24 protein-coding genes are annotated in these 24,477 nt (G+C 38.9%); 1 reads left to right on the plus strand and 23 read right to left on the minus strand.

What is annotated here, in order from left to right; translation table 11 throughout:
* Positions 1–16 precede the first annotated feature (16 nt).
* The 11 genes from CW736_RS00620 to cysQ form a co-directional block, all read right to left on the minus strand.
* A complete protein-coding gene (locus CW736_RS00620) occupies positions 17–754 on the minus strand; it encodes a class I SAM-dependent methyltransferase (protein ID WP_101012075.1) in 738 nt (245 codons plus the stop codon).
* Between the two features lie 21 nt (positions 755–775).
* Positions 776–1,984, minus strand: coding sequence for an ABC transporter ATP-binding protein (locus CW736_RS00625; protein WP_101012076.1), 1,209 nt, complete (start codon positions 1,982–1,984; stop codon positions 776–778).
* A gap of 1 nt (position 1,985) precedes the next feature.
* Positions 1,986–2,831 (minus strand): ABC transporter permease, encoded by an 846-nt coding sequence (locus CW736_RS00630; protein ID WP_101012077.1) that lies wholly within the window; start codon positions 2,829–2,831, stop codon positions 1,986–1,988.
* A gap of 156 nt (positions 2,832–2,987) precedes the next feature.
* Complete coding sequence (locus CW736_RS00635) at positions 2,988–3,815, minus strand: polysaccharide pyruvyl transferase family protein (RefSeq protein ID WP_101012078.1); 828 nt, start codon at positions 3,813–3,815, stop codon at positions 2,988–2,990.
* Positions 3,816–4,029: 214 nt separating this feature from the next.
* Positions 4,030–6,489 carry an exopolysaccharide transport family protein gene (locus tag CW736_RS00640; RefSeq protein WP_101012079.1) on the minus strand — a complete coding sequence of 820 codons (2,460 nt, stop codon included), beginning with the start codon at positions 6,487–6,489 and terminating at the stop codon, positions 4,030–4,032.
* Between the two features lies 1 nt (position 6,490).
* Positions 6,491–7,285 (minus strand): polysaccharide biosynthesis/export family protein, encoded by a 795-nt coding sequence (locus CW736_RS00645; RefSeq protein WP_101012080.1) that lies wholly within the window; start codon positions 7,283–7,285, stop codon positions 6,491–6,493.
* 320 nt (positions 7,286–7,605) lie between these two features.
* Entirely contained in the window at positions 7,606–8,862 is a 1,257-nt protein-coding gene (locus CW736_RS00650) for a sulfate adenylyltransferase subunit 1 (protein WP_101012081.1), read from the minus strand.
* An 11-nt stretch (positions 8,863–8,873) separates the two neighbouring features.
* Entirely contained in the window at positions 8,874–9,779 is a 906-nt protein-coding gene (gene cysD, locus CW736_RS00655) for a sulfate adenylyltransferase subunit CysD (protein WP_101012082.1), read from the minus strand.
* On the minus strand, positions 9,776–10,369 hold the full coding sequence (cysC, locus tag CW736_RS00660; RefSeq protein ID WP_101012083.1) for an adenylyl-sulfate kinase: 594 nt from the start codon (positions 10,367–10,369) through the stop codon (positions 9,776–9,778). Before cysC ends, cysD begins: the two co-directional genes overlap by 4 nt.
* Positions 10,359–10,598, minus strand: a complete 240-nt coding sequence (locus CW736_RS00665; protein ID WP_101012084.1) for a DUF2061 domain-containing protein — start codon at positions 10,596–10,598, stop codon at positions 10,359–10,361. The genes cysC and CW736_RS00665 overlap by 11 nt, the downstream gene beginning before the upstream one ends.
* Position 10,599: 1 nt before the next feature.
* The gene (gene cysQ / locus CW736_RS00670; RefSeq protein ID WP_101012085.1) at positions 10,600–11,400 is read right to left on the minus strand and encodes a 3'(2'),5'-bisphosphate nucleotidase CysQ; all 801 of its coding nucleotides are present in this window, start codon (positions 11,398–11,400) and stop codon (positions 10,600–10,602) included.
* A 278-nt stretch (positions 11,401–11,678) separates the two neighbouring features.
* On the opposite strand from cysQ, the gene CW736_RS00675 reads away from it, so the two are divergent.
* Positions 11,679–13,574, plus strand: a complete 1,896-nt coding sequence (locus CW736_RS00675) for an ABC-F family ATP-binding cassette domain-containing protein (RefSeq protein WP_101012086.1) — start codon at positions 11,679–11,681, stop codon at positions 13,572–13,574.
* Positions 13,575–14,145: 571 nt separating this feature from the next.
* On the opposite strand, the gene CW736_RS00680 is transcribed toward CW736_RS00675, so the two are convergent.
* From CW736_RS00680 to CW736_RS00735, 12 genes are all read right to left on the minus strand, one after another.
* On the minus strand, positions 14,146–14,520 hold the full coding sequence (locus tag CW736_RS00680; protein WP_101014972.1) for an endonuclease domain-containing protein: 375 nt from the start codon (positions 14,518–14,520) through the stop codon (positions 14,146–14,148).
* An 814-nt stretch (positions 14,521–15,334) separates the two neighbouring features.
* Positions 15,335–16,645: a 30S ribosomal protein S12 methylthiotransferase RimO gene (gene rimO / locus CW736_RS00685; protein WP_101012087.1), complete on the minus strand. Its 1,311-nt coding sequence runs from the start codon at positions 16,643–16,645 to the stop codon at positions 15,335–15,337.
* 769 nt (positions 16,646–17,414) lie between these two features.
* Complete coding sequence (locus CW736_RS00690) at positions 17,415–18,026, minus strand: DUF1684 domain-containing protein (RefSeq protein ID WP_101012088.1); 612 nt, start codon at positions 18,024–18,026, stop codon at positions 17,415–17,417.
* Between the two features lie 4 nt (positions 18,027–18,030).
* Positions 18,031–18,360 (minus strand): hypothetical protein, encoded by a 330-nt coding sequence (locus tag CW736_RS00695; RefSeq protein WP_157810848.1) that lies wholly within the window; start codon positions 18,358–18,360, stop codon positions 18,031–18,033.
* Between the two features lie 117 nt (positions 18,361–18,477).
* Positions 18,478–20,076, minus strand: coding sequence for an amidase family protein (locus CW736_RS00700; RefSeq protein ID WP_101012090.1), 1,599 nt, complete (start codon positions 20,074–20,076; stop codon positions 18,478–18,480).
* Between the two features lie 223 nt (positions 20,077–20,299).
* Positions 20,300–21,253: a signal recognition particle-docking protein FtsY gene (gene ftsY / locus CW736_RS00705; protein WP_101012091.1), complete on the minus strand. Its 954-nt coding sequence runs from the start codon at positions 21,251–21,253 to the stop codon at positions 20,300–20,302.
* 378 nt (positions 21,254–21,631) lie between these two features.
* Positions 21,632–21,784 (minus strand): DUF4295 domain-containing protein, encoded by a 153-nt coding sequence (locus CW736_RS00710; RefSeq protein ID WP_101012092.1) that lies wholly within the window; start codon positions 21,782–21,784, stop codon positions 21,632–21,634.
* A gap of 7 nt (positions 21,785–21,791) precedes the next feature.
* On the minus strand, positions 21,792–21,977 hold the full coding sequence (gene rpmG, locus CW736_RS00715; RefSeq protein WP_101012093.1) for a 50S ribosomal protein L33: 186 nt from the start codon (positions 21,975–21,977) through the stop codon (positions 21,792–21,794).
* Between the two features lie 20 nt (positions 21,978–21,997).
* Positions 21,998–22,237 carry a 50S ribosomal protein L28 gene (gene rpmB, locus CW736_RS00720; RefSeq protein ID WP_101012094.1) on the minus strand — a complete coding sequence of 80 codons (240 nt, stop codon included), beginning with the start codon at positions 22,235–22,237 and terminating at the stop codon, positions 21,998–22,000.
* A 59-nt stretch (positions 22,238–22,296) separates the two neighbouring features.
* Complete coding sequence (locus tag CW736_RS00725; RefSeq protein ID WP_101012095.1) at positions 22,297–23,553, minus strand: CinA family nicotinamide mononucleotide deamidase-related protein; 1,257 nt, start codon at positions 23,551–23,553, stop codon at positions 22,297–22,299.
* Positions 23,554–23,865, minus strand: coding sequence for an Hpt domain-containing protein (locus tag CW736_RS00730; RefSeq protein WP_101012096.1), 312 nt, complete (start codon positions 23,863–23,865; stop codon positions 23,554–23,556).
* The gene (locus CW736_RS00735) at positions 23,862–24,476 is read right to left on the minus strand and encodes a fumarylacetoacetate hydrolase family protein (RefSeq protein ID WP_101012097.1); all 615 of its coding nucleotides are present in this window, start codon (positions 24,474–24,476) and stop codon (positions 23,862–23,864) included. The genes CW736_RS00730 and CW736_RS00735 overlap by 4 nt, the downstream gene beginning before the upstream one ends.
* Position 24,477: the final 1 nt, after the last annotated feature.

A 24,477-nucleotide genomic window follows, 5' to 3' on the forward strand; every position in this document is an offset into this window, starting at 1 on the left:
TATTAAATTTAAATGTTTATTTACTAATTATCTTAACAGCCAATTGATTGCCTGATTTTTTATTGTGTGTTCTTTGAAAAGTAAAACCAATATATTCGAATTTTACCGAATGTTTTTCTACAAACTCATTCCATGCTTTAAACTCTCCATTTTTCCAATTGGGATAATTAAAAAATTCATCAAAAACAATTACCGTACCATTTAATATTTGTTTTTCCAAGTTGTCAAATATTACTTTTGCAGAAGAATACAAATCTGAATCAATGTGCAGCAAACTTATTGGTTTTGAATGTTTCTCTACAAAATGAGGTAAAGTTTCATCAAAATAGCCTTTTATCAATTCAACATTATCTTCAAATTTTATCTCATTTTCGTTTACATCGGAAAAACCACCTTTGTCCCTGAAAATCCATGGCTCAGTTAAACCTTCAAAAGAATCAAATCCAAAGACCTTATGTGTATTACTCAAACTTTTAGCTATATGATTCACAGTCTGTCCTTTATACACACCAAACTCCAAAACTAAACCATCACTTATTTCTATTTTACTAATTGATTCTGTTAATAGTGATAGCCTATCATCAAACATCAAATTTAAAGTTACGTTATCTTGAATCCATAAACTAGTTTCTCTTTTAGCTAGTTGTTGAAGACCTTCTTTCAAATTGAAATTTCTTTCTTCCAAGACTTCCACTATAGCTCTTTTTACTATTTCCCTTATAACAGAACTGATTTTTGATTTAATTTTTTTCAAGATTATTCTATTTTAAATTAATTAAATATCCCATTTTCCATGGATTAGGCACGGTGCATGCGAATAGTATGGGTTTCCAACTACATTAATAACTTTTGCTGATCTTATTATATGTAGAATTTCCCCCTCTTTATTTCTTGCATTTAAATCATGTATAGCTACATGTACGGTATAAGCACCTTTATTTAAATGCAAATTATCTACTTTTAATTTTATAGTTGTTTTAAGGCAACAATTAATTGATACATTATCATTTGCCGAACTTATTTGAGCTACTGGCTTCTGTTCAACATCAAAAAAAGTAATTCTAACTGAAATTTTCGATATGACTGGCTGTACATCAAGTTCTATATTAAAAGATATTGGATCATTAAAATGAATATCAATTTCTTCTTTGCCATCATTATTAATGTCAAAATTTAATATTTTTGCCTTACCGCTTCCTATTTCAGTTTTATCAGTTTTCCCGACAATTTTATAATATCCCTCTATTGCAGGACCAAGATTATCTTTTTCATGAACACTGATGCTTCCGCCATTTAATAAAATTAGATCAGTACAAATTCTCGAAATTTGAGGCATCGAATGCGAAACAATAATAACCGCACATTTATTAATTAATTTTTCCAATACATTGAAGCATTTAGCTCTAAAACCAGCATCCCCAACAGCCAATACCTCGTCAATAATCAGTATATCAGGCTCCATTTGAGCCGCCACCGCAAATCCTAAGCGTACTTTCATACCAGAGCTGTAGTTGCGAACCGGCATGTCTATAAATTCTCTGATCTCAGCAAAATCAATGATCTCTTCTACTTTAGCATCAATCTCTTCTCGTGTAAAACCTAGAACGGCTCCATTGTTATAAATATTTTCTCTACCCGTCATCACTCCATTAAAACCGGCACCCAACTCAATTAACGCTCCTACTCGACCACGCATGGTGACTTTACCATGGTCGGGATTGATGAGTCCATTTAATATTTTAAGCAAAGTAGATTTACCAGCACCATTGTGCCCTATCAATCCCAGACATTCCCCTCTTCTTAACTCAAAATTGATGTCTTTTAAGGCCCAAAACTCATCAGACCTTAGATCATCACTGGTATCCTTACCACGTAAGTTGGCGACCAGGTCATACATCCCATATTTCAAGCTCTTCTTTAAGCTTTTACAAAACTTTTTAGAAAGTCCTTCTACCTTTACGAGTACTTCTTGATTTTCTTCCATATTATGCGCTAAAACGTTCTACAATCACAGGAATAGAAACTCTGTATATCAACAATGCCAATAAAAGTAGAGGGATGATAAACAGTGTAATACCTATAAAATAATTTAAAAAAGATAGTTCCAGCCCCAACAGCACATTGCGGTTGATCAATAAAAGAGGTGTTAATGGGTTCCATTCCATTAAGGTTTTTAATATACCCTCTTTAGGAATCGTATATACCACTGGAGTGACATACATCACAAAACGCAATGCCAAAGCAATAAATTTAGAAACATCATTAAACAACATCCCCAAAGGAGTGATTAATAAACCTAGGGTCATTCCAGCCATTATTAATATAAAAAAGGTGAGTGGAAAAAACAGCATGTTCCAACTCAAAGAGACACTAAAAAAAATAAAGAAAAATACGAGTAACAAAATTTTAAAAGAACTGTTGTACAAAAGCTTATAAAAACCAGAAATAATAAGGGCTTCTTTAGGGAAATTGATCTTACTCATAATACCCATAGATCCTCTAGTGATCATCATAGGCATATTAATCGCATCAGTCAGCGTCGACCACATCAAGGTGCCCGAAAACACAAATAAGGCATAAGGCACTCCTGTATCATCCAAAGCAACGGCTCCAGAATTATTGATAAAGATCCATACTAAAGCGGTACTCAAAGGAGTCACAAAGGCCCAAAAAATGCCCAAAAGAGATTCTCTATATTGAGATTTAATGTCTCTGCTAGCCAACTGCTTTGCGAGAAACCTAGACGTATAGATATCTTTTAAAGAACCTTTAAGAATCTGGGTGAGGTTTAAGGAATTACCTCTTTGGTATACCTTGGTTTCTAAAGCCATAATACTGGTGATTTTATCTTTATATAGCTGCTTTCATACATAAAAAAAGCAACAGAATTGAACTGGTGTTTATACATCATTTTTTAGGGGAACTTTGTATAAAGCTTCCTGCGACTAAATTTAAATAATAGGGTGATAATAAGCTCAAACACATAATCATAAATCTATAGTTTTAAAAGGACAGACCGCCAGTAAGTCTTTTTGCAGCTGGGCAATATGCGCCGTTTGAGGCAATGAGTTGGTATGTTTTTTAGCTATAGCAACACCTTCTTCTAAAGAAACTGAGCTATGCATTGGTTCTGGTAAATAGGTGTCTAATCCTACTGATAAAAAATAATCATGGTATTTCACTCCGTCGCCAAATATACGATCTGAAAATTGAACCTGTATAGCAGGAATAGCATAAGCATGCGCTACAATGATCCCATGTAAAGACGAGGATAAAATAGATTCACAAGAAAGGATCTCATTGGTCGTCTTTTCTACATCATTGGTATTGAAATCGATGATCTTTATATGGGAGTGGCCTTGATAGCATTCTTTGACTTGCTTTAAATCGTTGATATGCGGTATGATGCCTAAAGCATAGCTTTTCTCTATTTGTGGATGGTAGTACAGGGGCAATAAGAGTGCTGGATCTCCATAAACTTCTGGACATTCATGACCTAGTTCTAAGAGCCGCTTTCGCGAAAGCGGCCCTCTTACGGCTAGAAAGGTGGCTGCAGCTACCTGCTCCTTTTTATCATTGATGCCGCTGCCCCATACGATGCAATAGGTATTGATATGAGCGAGCACACTTCCTATGGTCACATAAAGCGGCTGGAAATAATTGAGGACATTAAATTTAGGCGCTTTTACCCATACTGCTTTTTTACCAGATAGCTGTTCTACCAGGTACTTACCCAATAAATCGCCATAGTTCTCTCGAGGTTTTTTTTGAATAAAAATCTCGCTCCACCAGTACAAACGTATTTTTTTACCCATTGAACTTATCTCTAAAAACTTTTCCAATAGGATATAATAGGTCCTATTAATTTACAATTTGATCTTATAAAGCCATTCTTGTGTATTGACCTCATCATTATTTGTAACTCGAGCATATGCCCACGCTCTACATTTAGGCAAAAGCCTATTACAATCTGTCCAGCTTCCTTCTTTAAAAGTCAAATCAGGAGCAAGGCTTTACCGCTTTGGGCCCTTATTTTAGTGATCCTATTCTTTTGATTAATTTTTTAATTTTCTTTAAAATACCGGCTTTTCGCTTCTCGTCTTCATGATAGCCATTCCCATAGGCGCCGTAGCCATAGCCGTAACCATAGCCGTAACCGTATTTACCCCGATCTTTAAAGTAGTTGAACACAAAACTCAGGTTTTTGATCTCTCCACGTTGGTATTTTTCATTCACCACATCCAGCATTCCTCTTTTGGTATAACCTTGACGTACCAAATACAGAGTCGCATCGGCGTATTTAGCTATCTCCAAAGCATCTGCTACCAGACCCAAAGGTGGAGTGTCTAGAATGATGTAATCGTAGTCTTTTTTAAACTGTTCAATCATTTTTCCAGCCCGCCTCGACATGATCAATTCGCTCGGATTGGGCGGTACCGGACCCGAAAGCACAATGTCTAAATGTTCCATACTTGTAGGAAGTACAATATCCTTAAGGCTGCAATCATTCACTAAATAATTAGAGACGCCCAGATCGTTTTTCACTTCAAAATCATCAAATATTTTGGGCTTTCTTAAATCCAGTCCGATCAACAAAGTACGTTTCCCACTTAAAGCAAAAACCGTAGCCAAGTTGATGCTGGTAAAGGTTTTCCCCTCTCCACTCACACTACTGGTCACCATAATGGTACGCGATCCATCAAGCGACTCTTGATTGTAAATAAAATGCAAACTGGAACGTATGCCTCTAAAGGATTCGGCAATAGTGGACTTGGGCTTGTCTTTTACAATAAGGTTGGTAGGATGGTTCGTTTGACCCACCACCCCTATGGTGGGTATGGGAGATAATTTTTCTATATCCTTGGGAGAGTGAATAAAATTATCCAGAATAGTCAGTACAAATGCCAGTGCGATAGGAATGGCCAAAGCTACGAGCATAGCAATTAAGTAATTGATATTGGAATCGCGTCGGGTACCACCAACACCAGTATCTTTAGCTTCATCAATCACATAAACATCAGACACGTTAGCTGCTTTTACCAATTCTGCTTCTGCCCGTTTGGACATGTACACATTATAGGCGTTGTTATCCAGGTCAAACTGCCGCTGTATCCTTAAAAACTCCTGCTCTTCTTTAGGTAATTTTTTAATTTGGGCCTCCACCTCGCTTATCTGAGTATACAATAAATTCAATTCTCTATTGAGCAGGCTTTTGGAGCTTTTGATATTTTCATAAATCACCTCCTTGATCGCGTTGATATCCCGATCAATTTCTCTAAAAACAGGGGCGTCTGCACGCATGGCAAACTCTCTTTTTTTACGTTCTTCAGAAAGAGCAATCAATCGCGCCACTGCACCCGAAATACTCCCTTCATCTATTCCTACTACCGATGGGGCTTGAATGACGGTGTAATCAGTTTTATTTTTAAGATAGGTCTTTAAATTATCGTAGTAATTTATTTTATTTTGAATGCCGCGTTCTTGGATTTCAAATTCGGTCAAGCGCTGGTTGAAATCAGAATTTTGAGTCAAAGCATCCAGCAACTGGGACTTGTCTTTAAAATCTTCCAGCTTTTGTTCTGAGTTTTTTAAGGCTTTTTCCTGTAAGACCAAGGAGCTATCGATGTACCTGATCGTACTGACGGCAAACTTGTTTTTACGCTCCAACTCCCCACGCTCTAGTATGATAGAGCTGCTATTGATGTAATCGATCAATCGTTGTTTATTTCCACCAGTCAAACTTAAAAGCAAAATAGAAGAGCCTTCTGGAGATGGTCTGATCGCAATGTTTTTATAGCGGTTGACGGTACCCCAATAATTTCCAAAATTAAACAACCACTCTCCACCGGTAGCAATAGTTGCCCCGCGTTTTTCTACCACTGCATTTAAAAAGGGCAATTGTATAGAATCTCCAAATTGAAACTGCTGTTTCCAAGTGCCTTGTGGCACCGCTAGGCTTTGGTTTCTTTTTTGTCCATAATGATAGCCAGAAGCCTTAGGACTCGGAAACTCAGTGGAAAGCTCAAAGCGTTCTTGATCCAATACTTTGATCCGCATGTACCTACCGTAAAGCTGGGCTTTACTGGAGTCTGCATATACAAAAAAAGGGGTTTGCTTATAGGCGTCTGTATTGTAATAATCACCTTCTTTAATATAATTGATATAATACTGCAACTCGTCCACTACTTGCTCTGCATGTGTCCGGGACTTGAATTGTACAATAGCCGTGGTGACTTTATCGGTAGTTCCTCCCCAATTAAAAGTCAGACTGGTATTGCTGGTAAATAAGGGATTGGAATTGTCCTTGATGCTGATTAAAGAACTGGCGCTGTACACCGTTTGTATGAACTGATTCTTATAATAGGCGTAGCCAAAGGCGATACCAATACATAAAAGGAACAACCACCAAAAATTAAGCAGTTTTAATACAAACTGTCGGATATCAAATATTCCAGCTAAGGAATTGACTTCTTTTTCTTCTTCTTCCATTTTATAAACGTGTAAAGAATAATAATGTGGTGACTAATGTGGTAAATACCGATATGACAGTCGTAAAGGAAGCCAAGCCGGTGGTCCCTGTCCCCAAAGCTTTTTGTGGCAATGGACTTACGACGATCATGTCATTGGGTTGTATGTAATAATAAGGCGAGTAAACCACGTCTATAGTGGTCAAATCCAGTTCATGGGTACGCACACCATCTGGGTACTGCCGTACTATTTTAACAGCCGTTAAATCCCCAGTAATCGGCACGCCGCCACCGTCTGCGATAGCCTCTACAATGCTTACTTGGTCTCTATAAATAGTTTTTTGTCCGGTACCCCCTACTTCTCCTACCATGGTATATCGCAGTCCATCTAGTTTTACGGTAACAAATAGGTTGGCATTTTCTTTAAAATACTCCTTGACCAGCCTTTTTTCTATCAATTCTCGCAGTTCTTCTACCGTCATTCCTAAAGCTTTTATTTTGCCTAATTGAGGTATGCGTATGTCTCCATGTTGGTCTAAGGAATATCCTGTAAAGTAGAGCCCTCCAGCTTGTCCACCACCACCTTCACCTGCTATATTAAACATCTGGACCAAGTCTGGATCTAAAGGTGCTTTTATTTGAATAGAAAGCACGTCATTGATTTGCAATCGATAAGGTGGTTGCATCTTTCTGATGGTGATTAAGGAATCATTTAAAGTAGTTTTGGACTCCTGTAAATAAGTGATTTTACGAGTAGGTACACAGGAACTAGCAAGCAACAATAAAAAAATTACGAACAGGCCTAACAGCTTTCTCATGTATTAAAAATAAAATAAGCTGCAATATAGAATTATTGCCGCAAATTACAGGCATGCTTTGAATTGAAAAGTAAAAAATTAATCAGCAAAGAAGTAGGGTTTCATTTTCCACTTCTTATAGGCATAGAGTGACCAACAAAACGAGAGGAATTTATGAAGAGGCAACCTGGGCTATGATTCCCTGTACTGAGTCTATCGAAATGCAGAATTAAAAGAAGACAACACTAGAAATCCAATTCCAAGAAAATCGAATTTTATATTCAAAAAATCACATCCTTCAAAACACAACGATTCAAAAACTCAGTAACTAAAAGCCTTACCTAAACGATCATCCCCGCAGCTACGGTTTCATGGGTTTGCTCATCGACGAGAATCACACTTCCTGTCATTCTATTTTCTCTATACGGGTCTATCATCAGCACCTTACTGGTTTTAAGAGTCACCCGTCCTATCTCATTCATTTGAAATTCCTCTGGGGTATCCATACGTTTGAGGCTTTTAATATCAATTTTATAGACCTTCTCCTTGATCATACAAACCTGTTCGTTGTTGGAGTGCATGATTTTATACTTTTTACGTGGCATGGATGGTTGATCATTTAACCAGCACATCATGATATCAAATTCTTGTGACAGCTCCGGCACATTATTAGAACGCACCAGCATGTCTCCTCTTGCTACATCAATATCGTCTGCCAAAGTGATCGCCACAGACATAGGGGCAAAAGCTTCTTCTACTTCTTGATCCCCCAAGTGAATGCTGGCTACTTTTGAAGTAAAGCCAGAAGGGAGTGCGGTGATCTGGTCCCCTTTTCTAACCACACCACTGCTCAAGCGGCCGGCATAACCTCGGTAATCTTCAAATCCTTTTAATTGTGGTCGGATCACTGTTTGTACTGGGAAGCGAAAATCCAATTTATTTAAATCACTACTAATATGTAAAGTTTCTAGCGTGTACAACAAGGGTGCTCCTTGGAACCATTTCATGTTTTCAGAGCGGTGGACCACATTATCCCCATCTAACGCACTCATAGGAATAAACGTAATATCTCTGGTCAACATTTTTGAAGCGAATTCTTCAAAATCTCTTATGATTTGGTTGTACACCTGCTCGTCATAATCTACCAAATCCATTTTATTCACACATACAATAATATGAGGGATGTTTAATAAACTAGCGATAAAAGCATGTCTTCTGGTTTGCTCGATCACTCCGTGTCGGGCATCTATAAGAATCAAGGCTACATTTGCCGTAGAAGCTCCAGTCACCATATTCCTGGTGTACTGAATATGCCCAGGAGTATCAGCTATGATAAACTTTCTTTTAGGAGTGGTAAAGTATCGGTAGGCCACATCTATAGTAATGCCTTGTTCTCTTTCGTCTCTCAGTCCATCAGTAAACATAGCGAGGTCTATAGATTCCAGCCCTTTTTGCTTGCTGCTGTTTTCTACAGCGTTGATCTGGTCTTGAAAAATAGATTTGGAATCGTACAGCAGCCTACCTATCAAGGTGCTCTTTCCATCATCTACACTTCCTGCGGTCGTAAATCTTAATAATTGGTTGTTATCTATATTCATGGTATGCGCTCTTAAAAATAACCTTGTTTCTTTCTGTCTTCCATCGCGGTCTCTGATCTTTTATCGTCACTGCGGTTCCCTCTTTCGGTTTGCTTTAAAGCAGATACTTCTAGAATAATTTTTTCAATAGTATCTGCATCAGACTCCATACCGCCGGTAATCGTGATATCCCCTAAGGTTCTAAATCTTATTTTCTTAGTCACCACTTCGCTAGAGTTTACCCCAGTTAAATATTCAGAATTTGGGATCCAAGCTTCGTTTAACCAAACCACCTCTCGCTCATGGGCCAAATACAAACTAGGAATAGCAATCTGCTCTCTTTGAATGTAATTCCAAACATCCATTTCTGTCCAGTTACTGATAGGGAAGGCTCTAAAATGTTCTCCTTGGTAATGATTTCCGTTGAGGATGTTCCAAAGTTCTGGTCGTTGGTTTTTAGGATCCCACTGACCGAAATCATCTCTATGGGAAAAGAAACGTTCTTTGGCTCTGGCCTTTTCTTCATCTCTTCTCGCACCACCTATAGCACAATCCACCCCATGAGCTTCTATAGCATCTAGTAATGTGGTGGTTTGCAACGCGTTTCTAGTGGCATTTTTTCCTTTCTCTTCTTGTACGCGACCTGCATCAATAGATTCTTGAACGCTGGCTATGATCATCTCCACATTCTTTTCTTTAGCAACCGCATCTCTAAAAGCGATGGTTTCAGGGAAATTATGACCTGTATCAACATGCATCAACTTAAAAGGAATCCGCGCTGGATAAAAAGCTTTTTGTGCCAAATGTGTCAACACAATACTGTCCTTTCCACCGCTGAATAGGATGACTGGTTTTTCAAATTGTGCCCAGACCTCTCGAATCACATAAATAGCTTCTGACTCTAATTCTTGTAAATAATCTAAGTAAAACTTATTCATATTTTTATTTTTAAACGCACTTCTTTTTCGATCATCGCAACTGCTTGATCTATACTTAATTCAGAAGTAGCGATGTGTAATAAGGGATTTTTTGGTGCTTCATAAGGAGCGTTGATTCCCGTGAAGTCTTTTATAATTCCCGCTCTTGCCTTTTGGTACAGACCTTTTACATCCCGCTCTTCACAAACGGATAAAGGGGTGTCTATAAAAATTTCAACAAAATGATCTGCTCCTACTATTTGTTTTACTTGTTCTCTTTGAGCTTGCAACGGAGATACAAATGCGGCCAAAACAACCAGTCCTGACTCCATCATTATTTTAGCTACTTCTGCCACTCGTCTTAAATTTTCTTGACGGTCTTCGGTACTAAAACCCAAACCGCTGTTCAATCCAGTTCGCAGGTTGTCCCCATCTAAGGTTGTGGTATGAAAACCACCGGCATTGAGTTGGATTTCCAAGGCTTTTGCAATGGTAGATTTACCAGACCCAGAAAGCCCCGTCAACCAAACCACCAAAGGCAAATGACCTTTTAAGCGGGTGCGCTGCTTTTGAAGCTCTTCGTAATCGTAAGCAAAAATATTATTCTCCATCTTTTAGGTTTCTATCTTTGATTCCAAAATCACTCTTATACCAAAAACGTTCGTGGAAGTAATATAGCAACATTTTAATAAATGACTCTGCAATAGCTACTCCAGAGGCCTTCGTAATAGCTTCAGGATCTTCCCTAAAGAATACATAAGCCAAAATAAAAGTGGTCACACTAGCGATAACACGCCAGGTAATGGTTTTTGCAATATGTCGTTTTTTGGATACTTCCATATTAGTTGACTATAAAAAAGGGGTTGTACAAATCTTCTTTGTTGTACTGCAAAGGTAATTGGGTCTTAGCATCTAAAACCTGCAATCCTACAGCTTCACATAGGGCTTGCCCTGCGGCCGTGTCCCACTCCATGGTCGGACCAAAACGCGGGTAGACCTCACAAACTCCCGAAGCGACCAGGCAAAACTTTAAAGAGCTGCCTACACTTTCAATGACCACTTCCCGTTCGGTTTCTTTTTTAAGATTTTCAATAAAGCCAAGCGTGGCCTCATTCATATGGGATTTACTTCCCACAACCTTAAGCTCTTCTTCGCTTTTATGCGGTAGTAACTGCTCTGATTTTTCAAGCAGTACTTCCATTTCAGGCAATTCATTTTTGTAATCGTATCTGTAAGCTGCCGTCATCGTACTATTGGTAAAATACAGCACTCCAGTAACCGGCACGTAAATAATGCCCAATTGCAACTTTGCATCAGTCAGTAGCGCGATATTTACGGTAAACTCTCCATTTCTATTGATAAATTCTTTGGTGCCGTCCAGCGGGTCAATGATCCAGCATTCTTCCCAGTTTTTACGGGCTGAATAGGCTACATTTTTAATCTCCTCACTGATGATGGGTATTCCGGTAAGCCCGAGCTGCTCCATTAAAATTGCGTTAGCCGCGAGATCTGCTTGGGTAAGTGGGGACTCATCGGCCTTTGCCATCGTCTCTATATGTTCCTGATGATAGACTTCTAAAATAGCATCTCCAGCCGTAATTGCTGCTTGTATGCTGTGATGCAATAGATCTTGATGAACCATAGTTAAAAATATTATGGACGTAAAAATACCAAAGATTTAACCGACACCTGCCAACTTCTGATCGTTTTTTGGTCGGGATGGGTTGATCTTGTTCTCGCTTTCGCGAAAGCGAAATAACTAAACAAACAAATCCGATAAAACCAGCCCCTACCCGATAAAATTGGAAAGGACTATTTGAACACCAGCATCTCAAGGAATAACCAAATTTTGTGGGATTAACATACTGATCTAACTGCTTAAGGCCGTAATATTGCAATCTCTAATTAAGTAGTATACAAATGAATTACATCACCGTAGAAAACGTTACCAGAGCCTTTGCAGATAAAGTGCTTTTTAAAGACCTTTCCATTGGAATCAATCAAGGACAAAAGATAGGTTTTGTAGCAAAAAACGGATATGGAAAATCGTCGCTGCTCAACATCATCACCCGTGCAGAACAGCCGGACAGTGGTAATGTATCGTATCGGACAGATTTAAGAATGGCCTTCTTATCTCAAGAACCTGATCTGAATCCCAACATGACTATAGAAGAAGTGATTCTTGATAGTGATGTACCTACCATGAAAATTATCGCCGATTATGAGCACTCCATGGCAAACCCAGACGATGCTGACATGATGCAAAAAGCACTGGATGCGATGGATGCGGCAAATGCTTGGGACTTTGAAACCAAATACCGACAAATCCTCTCCAAATTACGTCTAGATGACCTGACCCAAAAAGTAGGTAACCTCAGTGGTGGACAGAAGAAACGTATCGCTATGGCAATGGCATTGCTGTCAGACCCGCAGTTGTTGATCATGGATGAGCCTACCAACCACCTGGATCTAGAAATGATCGAGTGGTTAGAAGCTTATTTTAAACAAGAAGACTACACCATTCTTATGGTGACTCACGACCGTTATTTCTTAGATCGGGTGTGTAATGAAATTATAGAACTGGACCAAGGGCAACTGTACACCTACAAAGGGAATTATTCTTACTATGTAGAGAAAAAACAGGAACGCCTTGAAGTAGAACAAACCAATCAAGAAAAAGCACAACAACTCTTTAAAAAGGAGCTGACCTGGATGCGTCGCCAGCCAAAAGCTAGACGTACCAAATCCAAGTCTCGAATAGAAGATTTCAATCAAATTAAGGAAGCAGCCAGCAACAGACGTAAAGATCATCAAGTAGAACTAGAAATCAATATGGAACGCTTGGGAACTAAGGTGGTGGAACTGCATAATATCAGCAAATCCTTTGGCGATAAGCATTTGATTAAAGACTTTTCTTATAACTTCTTGCGTGGAGAACGTCTGGGAATTATCGGTAAAAATGGAACTGGAAAATCGACTTTCTTGAACATGATCACCGGTGCCTTAGAAGCAGATGCTGGTAAAGTAGTGATAGGAGAAACCGTAAAAATCGGTTACTACACGCAAGACGGAATGGAAACCAAACCTGGGCAAAAAGTCATCGATGTGGTCAAACAATACGGTGAATACATACCCTTGAACAAAGGAAAGATCATCAGTGCCAGCCAACTCTTGGAACGTTTTCTTTTTGACAACAAGAAGAAACACGACTTTGTAGAGAAACTGAGTGGTGGTGAGAAAAAGAGGTTGTATTTATGTACGGTTCTTATTCAAAATCCCAACTTCTTGATACTGGATGAACCTACTAACGACCTGGATATTCCTACCTTGAACGTACTGGAGAATTTCTTAATGGATTTCCCTGGTTGTATCATAGTAGTAAGTCACGACCGTTATTTTATGGATAAGATCGTCGATCATTTATTTGTCTTTAATCAGTCGGGGAACATTACGGACTTCCCTGGAAACTACAGTGATTTTAGAGCTTATGTAGGAAATACAGACCTGGCTTTAGACAAAGACACCGAAGAAGCAGCAGCAGTGGCTGCAGCAGCTGTTCCAAAAGCCATCGCAGCACCAAAACCTGAACCTACTTCTGGACCTACTAGAGAGCAACAAAAAATGCTTTCAAGAACGGAAAACAAGATCAAGCAACTAGAAGAGCAAAAGAAAAAGCTTCAAGACAGCTTTTTAGACCCCAGCATACATCAAGATCAAATGACTGAAAACTCCATTCAGTTAGAAAAAATCAAAGCACAGCAAGAAGAAGCTGAAATGGAATGGCTGGAATTGAGTGAGCAGATTGCTGCTAATTAGTTGACCCTTAACTTACAGCAAGCAATCGCCAAATAATTTTGCTCGCAAGCTCACAAATCTAAGTAGACAGGAATTAGGTATCAGTTGAAAACTTCTGGTTGGAAACAGCTTTTCTGAATACCATTAACATCACGTCAAACCCTTTTGGTTCTCCATTTCGGCAAAGCCGAGACTGCGAACCTGTTTTCCCTTCCTCTGAAGGGAAAGGCTGGTGTAGTGCGATTTATATGCTTACGGAAAGGCAGGATCAGGCGCGGCCCCTAGTGCGAAATAGTCAGCCGGTTTAAAAAGCATTAGTACGTCTATCAAGCCTGTATGTTACCAAAACTAAAAAGCTTTCCCCTTATAAATCTTGCATCCGACGAGCGACCAAAGGAGCGAGAGGAATGCACTATTCATTCGTGTACGAATGAAATAAGGGGTTACACATTACTGAAAGTTTTCTATATATCTAGCTGTGCTGGTAATTCCAACATCGCAACAAATTAAAAGCTTTCCCCTTATGAAATAAGGGGAACATTTCATTCGTGTACGAATGAAATAAGGGGTTTCACGGTGCTGGAAGTTTACGTTAAGAGCTTTTCTCTCTCACCACATCTCGTATCCATTCAAAAATATGTTCCAGATTCTCAAAGACCATTTTATTCTCAAATCTAAGAATCGTAAAACCAAGTTCCTCTAAATCTTGATCTCTTCGCTCATCTTGATCTCTTGCTTCTGGATGATTGTGAATTTCTCCATCCAGCTCAATAATTAAACCTATAGAAGCACAATAAAAATCGACTATATAATTACGAATAGAATGTTGTCTTTGAAAACGCAAACCGTCGAGTTGTTTTGATTTGAGGTGCGACCACAAATACTTTTCTGCTGGAGTGCTATTGCTACGCAGTTTTCTTCGATAGTATTCTAAAGACTTTTTGGTATGGATCCGTTTTTTATTCAAGGTAGGAAGATAATAAAAAGCTTTTGTACATCTATCAAGCCTGTATCTCCCCAAAAATAAAAGCTTTCCCCTTATGAAATAAGGGGTTACACAGTGCTGGACGTTTTCTATACCTCTAGACTATGCTAGCAATTCCAACGTCGCAACAAATTAAAAGCTTTCCCCTTATGAAATAAGGGGTTACACAGTGCTGGACGTTTTCTATACCTCTAGACTATGCTCGCAATTCCAACATCGCAACAAATTAAAAGCTTTCCCCTTATGAAATAAGGGGAACATTTCATTCGTGTACGAATGAAATAAGGGGTTACACAGTGCTGGACGTTTTCTATACCTCTAGACTATGCTAGCAATTCCAACATCGCAACAAATTAAAAGCTTTCCCCTTATGAAATAAGGGGAACATTTCATTCGTGTACGAATGAAATAAGGGGTTTCACGGTGCTGGAAGTTTTCTATATATCTAGATGTGCTCGCAATTCTAAAATCGCTTCAAACCCTTTTGGTTCTCCATTTCGGCAAAGCCGAGACTGCGAACCTGTTTTCCCTTCAGCTGAAGGGAAAGGCTGGTGTTGTGCGATTCACATAGGTCGGGAATTAAATCAAGAGATGCTGCATCTTATGGGAATGGTCAGGGATTTAAAAAAGCATTTGTACGTCTAACTATCTAGTAGTTGCAACAAATTAAAAGCTTTCCCCTTATAAATCTTGCATCCGACGAGGGACAGAAGTAGTGAGAGGAATGCGCATTGAAAACCTATACAGAAAACCGCGACCGAGACTGAGACTGAGAACTAAAAACTGAAACTAAAACCTACTCCTCCTCAACAGGCACTGCAAATAAATCAAAGTCCTCTGCTTCTGTAATCACTACATTCACAAAAGAACCTACAGATAAATAGTGCTTGTCTGCATCTATAAGTACTTCGTTATCTACATCTGGACTGTCAAATTCGGAACGACCTACAAAATGATTCCCTCGCTTGCGATCGATCATCACTCTGAATTCCTTTCCTATCTTCTGCTGATTCAGCTCCCAAGAGATTTGAGATTGAATTTCCATGATCTCGTTAGCGCGTTCTTGCTTAACCTCAGCTGGAACATCATCTTCTAGCTTGTAAGCATGCGTATTTTCTTCATGCGAATAAGTAAAACATCCCATACGTTCAAAACGCTGGTCACTTACCCATTGCTTTAATATTTCAAAATCTTCTTCTGTCTCACCAGGATAGCCTACGATCAATGTGGTACGTATGGCCATTTCTGGAACCAGCGTTCTGAATTTATCTAGAAGGGCATTCGTTTTTTCAAAAGTAGTCCCACGACGCATGGATTTTAATACAGGCGTAGAAATATGTTGTAGCGGTATATCAAGGTAATTACACACCTTAGGTTCGCTTTTCATGACGTCTAAAACATCTAGCGGAAAACCAGTTGGGAAGGCATAATGCATACGTATCCATTCGATTCCTTCTACTTTTGCTAGCTCTCGTAGCAATTCACCTAATCTTCTTTCTTTATACAAATCAAGACCGTAATAGGTCAGGTCTTGAGCGATTAAAATCAATTCTTTTACCCCTTTTGCCGCAAGCTTTTCAGCCTCGATAATAAGGTTTTCAATAGGGGTACTTTTGTGACCACCACGCATTAAAGGAATCGCACAAAAAGAACATGGTCGGTCACAACCTTCCGCTATTTTGAAATAGGCGTAATTTTTTGGTGTGGTGGTTACTCGTTCCCCTATCAGCTCGTGCTTGTAATCGGCACCTAGTGCTTTAAGAAGTGATGGCAATTCTGTAGTTCCAAAATACTGATCCACATCTGGAATTTCTTTTTGGAGATCTGGCTTATAACGCTCCGAAAGACAACCGGATACAAATACCTGATCTACCTCGCCTCTTTGCTTACGTTCTACAAAATCAAGAATGGTATTAACGGATTCTTCCTTAGCATTATCAATAAAACCACAGGTATTGATCACTACAATATTTCCTTCTTCTTCATGCACTACATCTTTACCGCTGGCTCTCAATTGACCCATCAGCACTTCACTATCGTACACATTCTTAGAACAACCCAAAGTAATTACGTTGATCCTGTTCTTTTTTCTTGTTTTTGTTCTCATAAGCGGCTGCAAATTTACAACTTAGGCGTGGTTTATTGGTGTTTTTAACAGGCTTTCTGTTTTCTTAAGAAAATGGAAGTTGATCGGGGAGCGGCTCCAGGCGAAAGCGGTTTTCTGCAAAAGCCTTGTCCGCAGTTTTAAAAACAAAAGCCTCCTTAAAATCAAAGCTGCTGGAAAGATTTTAAACGATACCCAAAGTTTTGCAGCTAATAAAATGACCGGTCGCAAAAGATCTAAATAAGCTAACTGACTAATTGTATTTCTAAAACTTCCTAAAACCCTCCTAGACAAAGGCTTTAACTTTTACTTTCTGGATTGATGATCGATAATTTTAACATCTCAACACTCAACCAAACATGCCAAGAAAAATACTTTGAATGTTGGTTTCTAAAACTCTTAAAACCCTCCTGGACACCAGCAGTAACTTTTACTTTTTGGATTGATGATCGATAGTTTTAACATCTCAACACTCAACCAAACATGCCAAGAAAAATACTTTGCATGTTGGTTTCTAAAACTTCCTAAAACTCCTAAAGCCCTCCTTAACACCAGCAGTAACTTTTACCTTCTGGATTGATGATCGATAATTTTAACATCTCAACACTCAACCAAACATGCCAAGAAAAATACTTTGAATGTTGGTTTCTAAAACTCTTAAAACCCTCCTGGACACCAGCAGTAACTTTTACTTTTTGGATTGATGATCGATAGTTTTAACATCTCAACACTCAACCAAACATGCCAAGAAAAATACTTTGCATGTTGGTTTCTAAAACTTCCTAAAACTCCTAAACCCTCCCTGGACACCAGCAGTAACTTTTACAGGTAAATGGTTTTCTACTGGAGGAATAGGACAAGAAAATCTCTTGCTGTAAGCGCAATAAGGATTGTAGGTATTATTAAAATTAAGTATAACCTTCTCACTTAAAGGCGATCTCAAGTCCATATAACGACCTACTTTATAAGATCCTTTTCCATTGGTCTGATCAGTAAAATAAACCGATAAATAATTGTAATATTCTGGATCGTCTTTTAAACTAGGACTGGATAAAACAAGTAGTTTGCATTTCTTGCCTTTTAAAGTAAAATGCAAATAACCGTATTTTACATAAGAGGCAATGCGCGTAGTTGAAGTTTCTAATTGCAGTTCTTCTGTATTAGCTAGTGGTTCAAATCTGGCCACCACCACAAATTCTGGATCAAAATCGTAGAAATTTAAATAGCCAAAGTTTTTCTTTTCCCTTTCTGTTAAGACCTTATTCTCTCCAGATTTGTATTCTAAAGAAAGTTCCTTTCGGTATTCTATAGATTGCTGCTCCTGATCCTGAGCAAATAGGCTAAGACTAATAGCGAGTACTAATAAAGTAAGGGTGTTTTTCATCCTATTAAGAAGTAAGACTCCATATCCATAGAGCGATGTCGTTGTAATAAAATCTAGCCATGGCAACAACAGCAACAGCGACTAGCGTAAGTGGCCAAAAGTATTTTTTATACACCACACTAGCACCTGTAACTACAAATACTACCAAGTGTACCACGGCCATAAAATACAACGGGTCATAGGCATTTTGTGGCGCCAGCGGGCTGTCTTCTAATGGATTGGTCAGCAACTGAAATACTACTGTGCACATATAAAAAGCGGCGTAAATGACCACTATCTTAGTGGTTACCTGAAGGCTTCGATCGTTGAATAATGGTGGTCGTTCTTGTTCCAATTCTTTTTTCTTAACTATTTTTAATTCAGTCGCATCACAACCTGATCCTTTCCAGAAATCCTAAAGAGATGTATACCTCTATCTCCATCTGAAAAACAGCCTCTTTAAAAAGCCTGATTAATTTTTGTAATTCTCTGGTAATACTCTGTGTTTGGTTATTTTCTCATAAGCAGCAGCCCAATTAAAAAGCAATTGATCTGCTTCATTAGGTGCGATAAAAGTAAGGCCATAAGGCTGTCCTTTATCGTCATAACCCATAGGAACAGTCATCGCAGGAAAGAAAGCCGCTGCAGCAGCTCCTGCTGTATAGTTATTGATAGAAACAAAACCATTGAGATCATGCTCCTTTATCAAATTATAAAAGTACTCTTGAGCAGTAGCCGTCATCGCCTCTTTAAATTCCCGAAAATCAGCATCAGAAATAGCAGGCTCATCGATAATTCCTTGAAAAAGACTCTGCCCATAAGGCATGGCTTTTAAAGAATCCTTTCTGTTCCATTCCATGACTTTAGCAACGTCCCATCCGCGATATGTAGCATTTGCTTGGCCCGCAAAATAAGCAGGCAGGTCCTTTTTCATATCTGCATTGAGCAGTTTTAAGAATCCGTTTAATTGTGGTCTGGTATCGTCTATTTCAATAAGTACGGCTCCGGACTTTTCTAAATCTAGTAAAGCCTGCGCATATAAAGGATTTTCTTTAAAGGAAGTCCATACGGCAAAGCGAACTCCTTTTAAACTAGCCGTTTCAAAACTATTAATACCATATTGATCGATCACATCATAAGGCGCACCTAATGCTTGTGCTAGAATGGCATTATCCATCACGTTTTTGGTCATCGGCCCAGCGGTATCTAAATAACTAGAAATAGGCACAATTCCAACACCGCTAAAAGTTCCTGTAGTAGGTTTATAACCCACCACGCTATTTTGAGAAGATGGTGATAAAATAGAACCAGAAGTCTCTGATCCTATTGCGGCTACGGCAAAATTTGCTGCGACACTAACACCACTTCCACTGCTGGACCCGCCAGTATCTAAAGATCTTCTTCCGTAAGGATTTAAGGTCTGTCCACCTACTGCGCTGTAACCACTCGGACAATCGCCACAAAAGAAATAAGCCCATTCACTTAAGTTGGCTTTTCCTAAAATAACCGCACCTTCTTGTCTTAGATTCTTGACAATTTGAGCGTTTTGAGCAGTGGTATTTTTTATCAATACAGCCGCACCAGCAGTGGTAGGCATGTCATTTGTATCTATATTATCTTTTAATAAAATAGGCATTCCTTTGATGGAATAATAAGCAAGCTCCTCCCCCTTTTTCTTTGCATAGGCCAAGTCTTGATCGGCAGCATCAGCTTGTTTTAAGGCATTGGGATTGATGGCAATCACAGCGTTCAATGATTTGGGATTCTCCCTGTCGTAGGTATAGATTCTTTTCAGGTAGAAAAGAGTCAGGTCTCGGCAGGAAAATTGCCCACTAGCAATGGCTTCTTTAATTTCTGGAATACTCTTTTCAAGAATAAGACCTTTGAGTTTATCGCTTTCGCGAAAGCTTACCACTTCATCCAACAAGTCGCCAAAAATCTGGTCCTTATCTAGATAGTTAGAATCCAGTACTTTGAATTCTCTAAAATCATTGACAGCAGGTTGTACCGACCTATCAGAAGACTTGCAGGCTAAGAATAGCAACGGCAAGAAAAGCAGCAATTTTTTCATGAAATAAGTTTGCCTAAAAATAAAACTCTTACTGGTAAAATATACTATTTAAGATAATTTTATATACTGCCAGAGTAAAAAGACACAAGACCGCTGTGCTGCTAGAATAAAGGAACAAACCGCTTCATTATTGTAGAAAAAAAATGAACTCGAGCCAAAGAAATACGTCTTTCTATTCTATACAGCAACTGAAATACATCCGTTTATGGAGAGGCTCCTCATTCTAATTGAAGAAACTGTCCACAAACTCGACTTTATTAAAAACCTGAAGATCTTCCAAGCCTTCTCCTACGCCTATATAGCGCACAGGAATCTGAAACTGATCAGAAATCCCTATCACCACACCACCTTTTGCGGTACCGTCTAATTTTGTGACGGCAAGACTGGTTACTTCGGTAGTTGCAGTAAATTGCTTTGCTTGTTCAAAGGCATTTTGACCTGTAGAACCATCGAGCACCAACATCACATCGTGAGGAGCGTTAGGAATTATTTTTTGCATCACTCGCTTTACTTTAGAAAGCTCGTTCATCAAGTTCACTTTGTTATGTAAACGGCCTGCGGTGTCGAGAAGAACGACATCTGCATTTTGTGCCACAGCGCTTTGTAAGGTGTCGTAAGCAACACTTGCAGGATCACTTCCCATAGCTTGCTTTACAATCTCTACACCTACTCGTTGTGCCCAGATATCCAATTGTTCTACCGCAGCGGCTCTAAAGGTATCCCCAGCTCCTAAAACGACCTTTTTACCCGCCTTTTTAAGTTGGTACGCCAGTTTACCTATAGTAGTAGTCTTCCCCACTCCGTTGACTCCTACAATCATGATGACATAAGGACCATCGGTTTCTGGAATGGTAAATTCTGTAGCGTCACCTTGGTTCACCTTGCTCATTAATCCAGCGATTTCCTCACGTAAGATTTGGTTCAATTCTGAAGTACCTAGGTATTTATCTTTTGCTACACGAGCTTCTATGCGATCAATGATCTTTACAGTGGTGGCTACCCCTACATCACTAGAGATCAACACATCTTCTAGATCATCGAGCAGGTCAGCATCAACGGTAGATTTACCGGCTACTGCTTTTCCTAGTTTGTCAAAAAAGCTGGATTTAGTTTGCTCCAGTCCTTTGTCTAGGGTTTCTTTTTTCTCTTTAGAAAATATGTTTTTGAAAAAACTCATGGCTTATTTAGAATGAGTACAAAAATAAGAAAGTTAACGCCAATAATGACTATAGTTGTGATGAAAGAACAGGAAGACAGGTTCCATAAAATTATGCTTAGAGGTCATACAAGGCTGTTTTCTGCGACGAGCTGACCACAAACTTACTAACAACAGCTGGAAGGACCTATGCTCTGACGTAGATCGTGCCTGACCATTAAATGTTAAGACAGTATTGAGAATAGAATAAAAAGTATGGCAGCAGCTCTGCCTTTAGGAAATTAAAAGGGTCTGATTCTTCAACGACCCAGTCTTAGAAAGACTTGGATGCTGGGATAGCTACAAAACAAAAAACCGTCCTATTTACATAGGACGGTTCTAAACATTTATTTAACCAACTTATTTCTTATTCAAGAAATCGTTTACTAAATCTGGCGCCATAATAGCACTTACAAATGTATAAGCTCCTGTTTTAGGAGACTTTACCATTTTGATTGCTTTCGTTAATCTTACATTTCCCGTTTGTAGGGATGCGATTGATTTCTTTGCCATGTCTTACTTATTTAATTTCTTTATGAAGAGTCATACGCTTCAAAACCGGATTGAACTTCTTGAGCTCAACACGATCTGGAGTGTTTTTCTTGTTCTTTGTAGTGATGTAACGAGACATCCCTGGCATACCAGATTCTTTATGTTCTGTACACTGAAGAATCACTTGTATTCTATTTCCTTTACTTTTTGCCATCTTATATAACTTTTATAAAATTACTTAGTAAGAAAACCCTTAGCTCGGGCTTCTTTAATTACTTGAGTAATTCCTTTCTTATTGATGTTTTTTATTGCTCTAGCAGATACTTTAAGTGTAACCCACTTATCTTCTTCCGGTAGATAGAATTTCTTCTTGAAAAGATTTACGTTAAATCTACGTTTAGTCTTATTCATAGCGAAGGAAACGTTATTTCCGGTCATCGCTGATTTTCCAGTAAGTTCACAAACTCGAGACATGATTATTGTTGTTTAAAATCGGAATGCAAAATAACGATATTTAATTCGATCTCACAAGTCTAAATTAGCTGCTTTTTTAATAATTCTTTTTGAAGCAATTCAAACGACTTATTAACTGTCTTTTGAATTACTCGTTCTCGATGATTTCCCATCATAAATTTCAATGCAAAACTCTCCTGCTCAGTAGCTATACCAATATAAACGATTCCTACGGCAGCATCGCTGTCTCCTTTTAACGGACCCGCATTTCCTGTAGTAGCCACAGCATAATCAGATTTAAATAGTTTCTTTACGGCTACCGCCATAGCCTCAGCCACTTCACCACTCACTACAGAGTATTGCTCAATAAGTGCTGGATCGATGCCTAATATAGCCGCTTTTGACTCTGTTTCATAGGTGATCGTACTTCCTTTAAAAAACTCAGAGGCTCCTGGGATTTCTGTAATTAAGTTGGCTATTTTTCCGCCCGTACAACTTTCTGCTGTGGCCAGTGTTTTATGTTGTTCTTTAAATAAACGACTTACTTGATCTACCAGCTGCTCTTCATTACTTTCTCCTACTATAATATCTTCTATAAGATGGTAAAGTGTTTTGATTTGCTCAGCGACCTCTTTTTCAAGAAGCGCCTTATCTGCTCCAGCAGTTGACAAACGCAGCCTAACCGTTCCTAAACTTGGCAAATAAGCCAGTTTGATATGAATAGGAAGCGCCTCTTCCCAAAGCTCAATTCGGGTTGCGATAGTGCTCTCTCCTTGCCCAGCGGTTAAAATTGTTCTGTGGTGTATATGAGGTAAATCTGGAAATTCTTGAATTCTAGGCAGCACTCCGCTGCTCATGATTTCTTTCATTTCAAAAGGCACGCCGGGCATAGAAACAAAAATCACTTTATGGTGCTCCAGCCACATTCCTGGTGCTGTTCCATAATCGTTTTTAAGGATCTCTGCTCTGGATGGAACCATAGCTTGGGCCTTATTCATGGAAACCATAGGATCCTTAATGTACTTGGCAAATAATTGGGTGACATGATCCAATACTTCTTGATTAAGTACCAACTCATCATTTAAATATTCGCAAATCGTAGATTTGGTAATATCGTCCTTTGTAGGTCCTAATCCGCCTGTAATAAGCACGATGTCTGATTGTGATTCCGCTTTCGCGAAAGCGGACAGAATATGCTGCCTATCGTCGCTTATAGAGATGATCTCGTATACATGAACTCCTATTTTATTGAGTTCTTGTGCCATCCATGCAGAATTAGTATCCACAATCTGACCTATGAGTATTTCATCACCTATAGTAATTATGGTCGCTTTCATTTAGAAATCTCTTTTAAGCTGAATCAGCGTTTTTTGTAGTTCTTTATCTAAGAACATAAAATCTTTATTGGTATCCTTTATTTCATCGCCTTTCCCCCAATTTTCTAGCACCAATGCATTCCAGTATCCTTGATGCCCGAACATTTCTAGAGAGGGCTTTATCTTATGAGCATAGCGACGCACATCGTCTCGATCTTCTTCTCTTATAGCCAGTGTTACACGATCAAGGTCAGTAGACCTTTCTTCTATAAAAACAGGGTCATTATCGAACATTTGGATCATCTGCGATAAACCGTAAGTCACTTTTTTCATTTAACCTTTATTTCAAAAAGCTCTTTACCGTGAAGCACCCCTCTTAGAACATCGTTTTCTGATACTTTAGAAACTCCCGCAGGTGTTCCTGTATAAATCAAGTCTCCTATTTTAAGGGTGAAGTATTGGGAAACATAAGCGATGATCGCGTCTATCTTCCACAACATATGTGAAGTGTTTCCGTCTTGTTGTAAAACGCCGTTTTTAAACAATTGAAAATCGAGATCGTCCAATTCTGGAAGCTCGCTTTTGTTTATAAAATCTCGGCAAATCACTGCTGCTCCGTCAAAGGCTTTTGCCTTTTCCCAAGGCAATCCTTTTTGTTTGAGTTGTTGTTGTACATCTCGAGCTGTAAAATCTATACCAAGGCCTATCTCGTCGTAATATTTATGGGCAAACTTCTCATCGATATGTTTACCGATGCGGTTGATCTTAACGACTACTTCCACTTCATGGTGTACATCGTCTGTCCATGGCGGAATAAAAAAGGGTTGCTTGTGTAAGAGTATAGCAGTATCTGGCTTTAGAAAAACTACAGGCTCCTCAGGTCGCTCGTTTGCTAGCTCCTCTATATGATCTGTGTAATTCCTGCCTATGCAAATAATTTTCATA

The sequence above is a fragment of the Nonlabens sp. MB-3u-79 genome (assembly GCF_002831625.1).
Classification (GTDB): domain Bacteria; phylum Bacteroidota; class Bacteroidia; order Flavobacteriales; family Flavobacteriaceae; genus Nonlabens.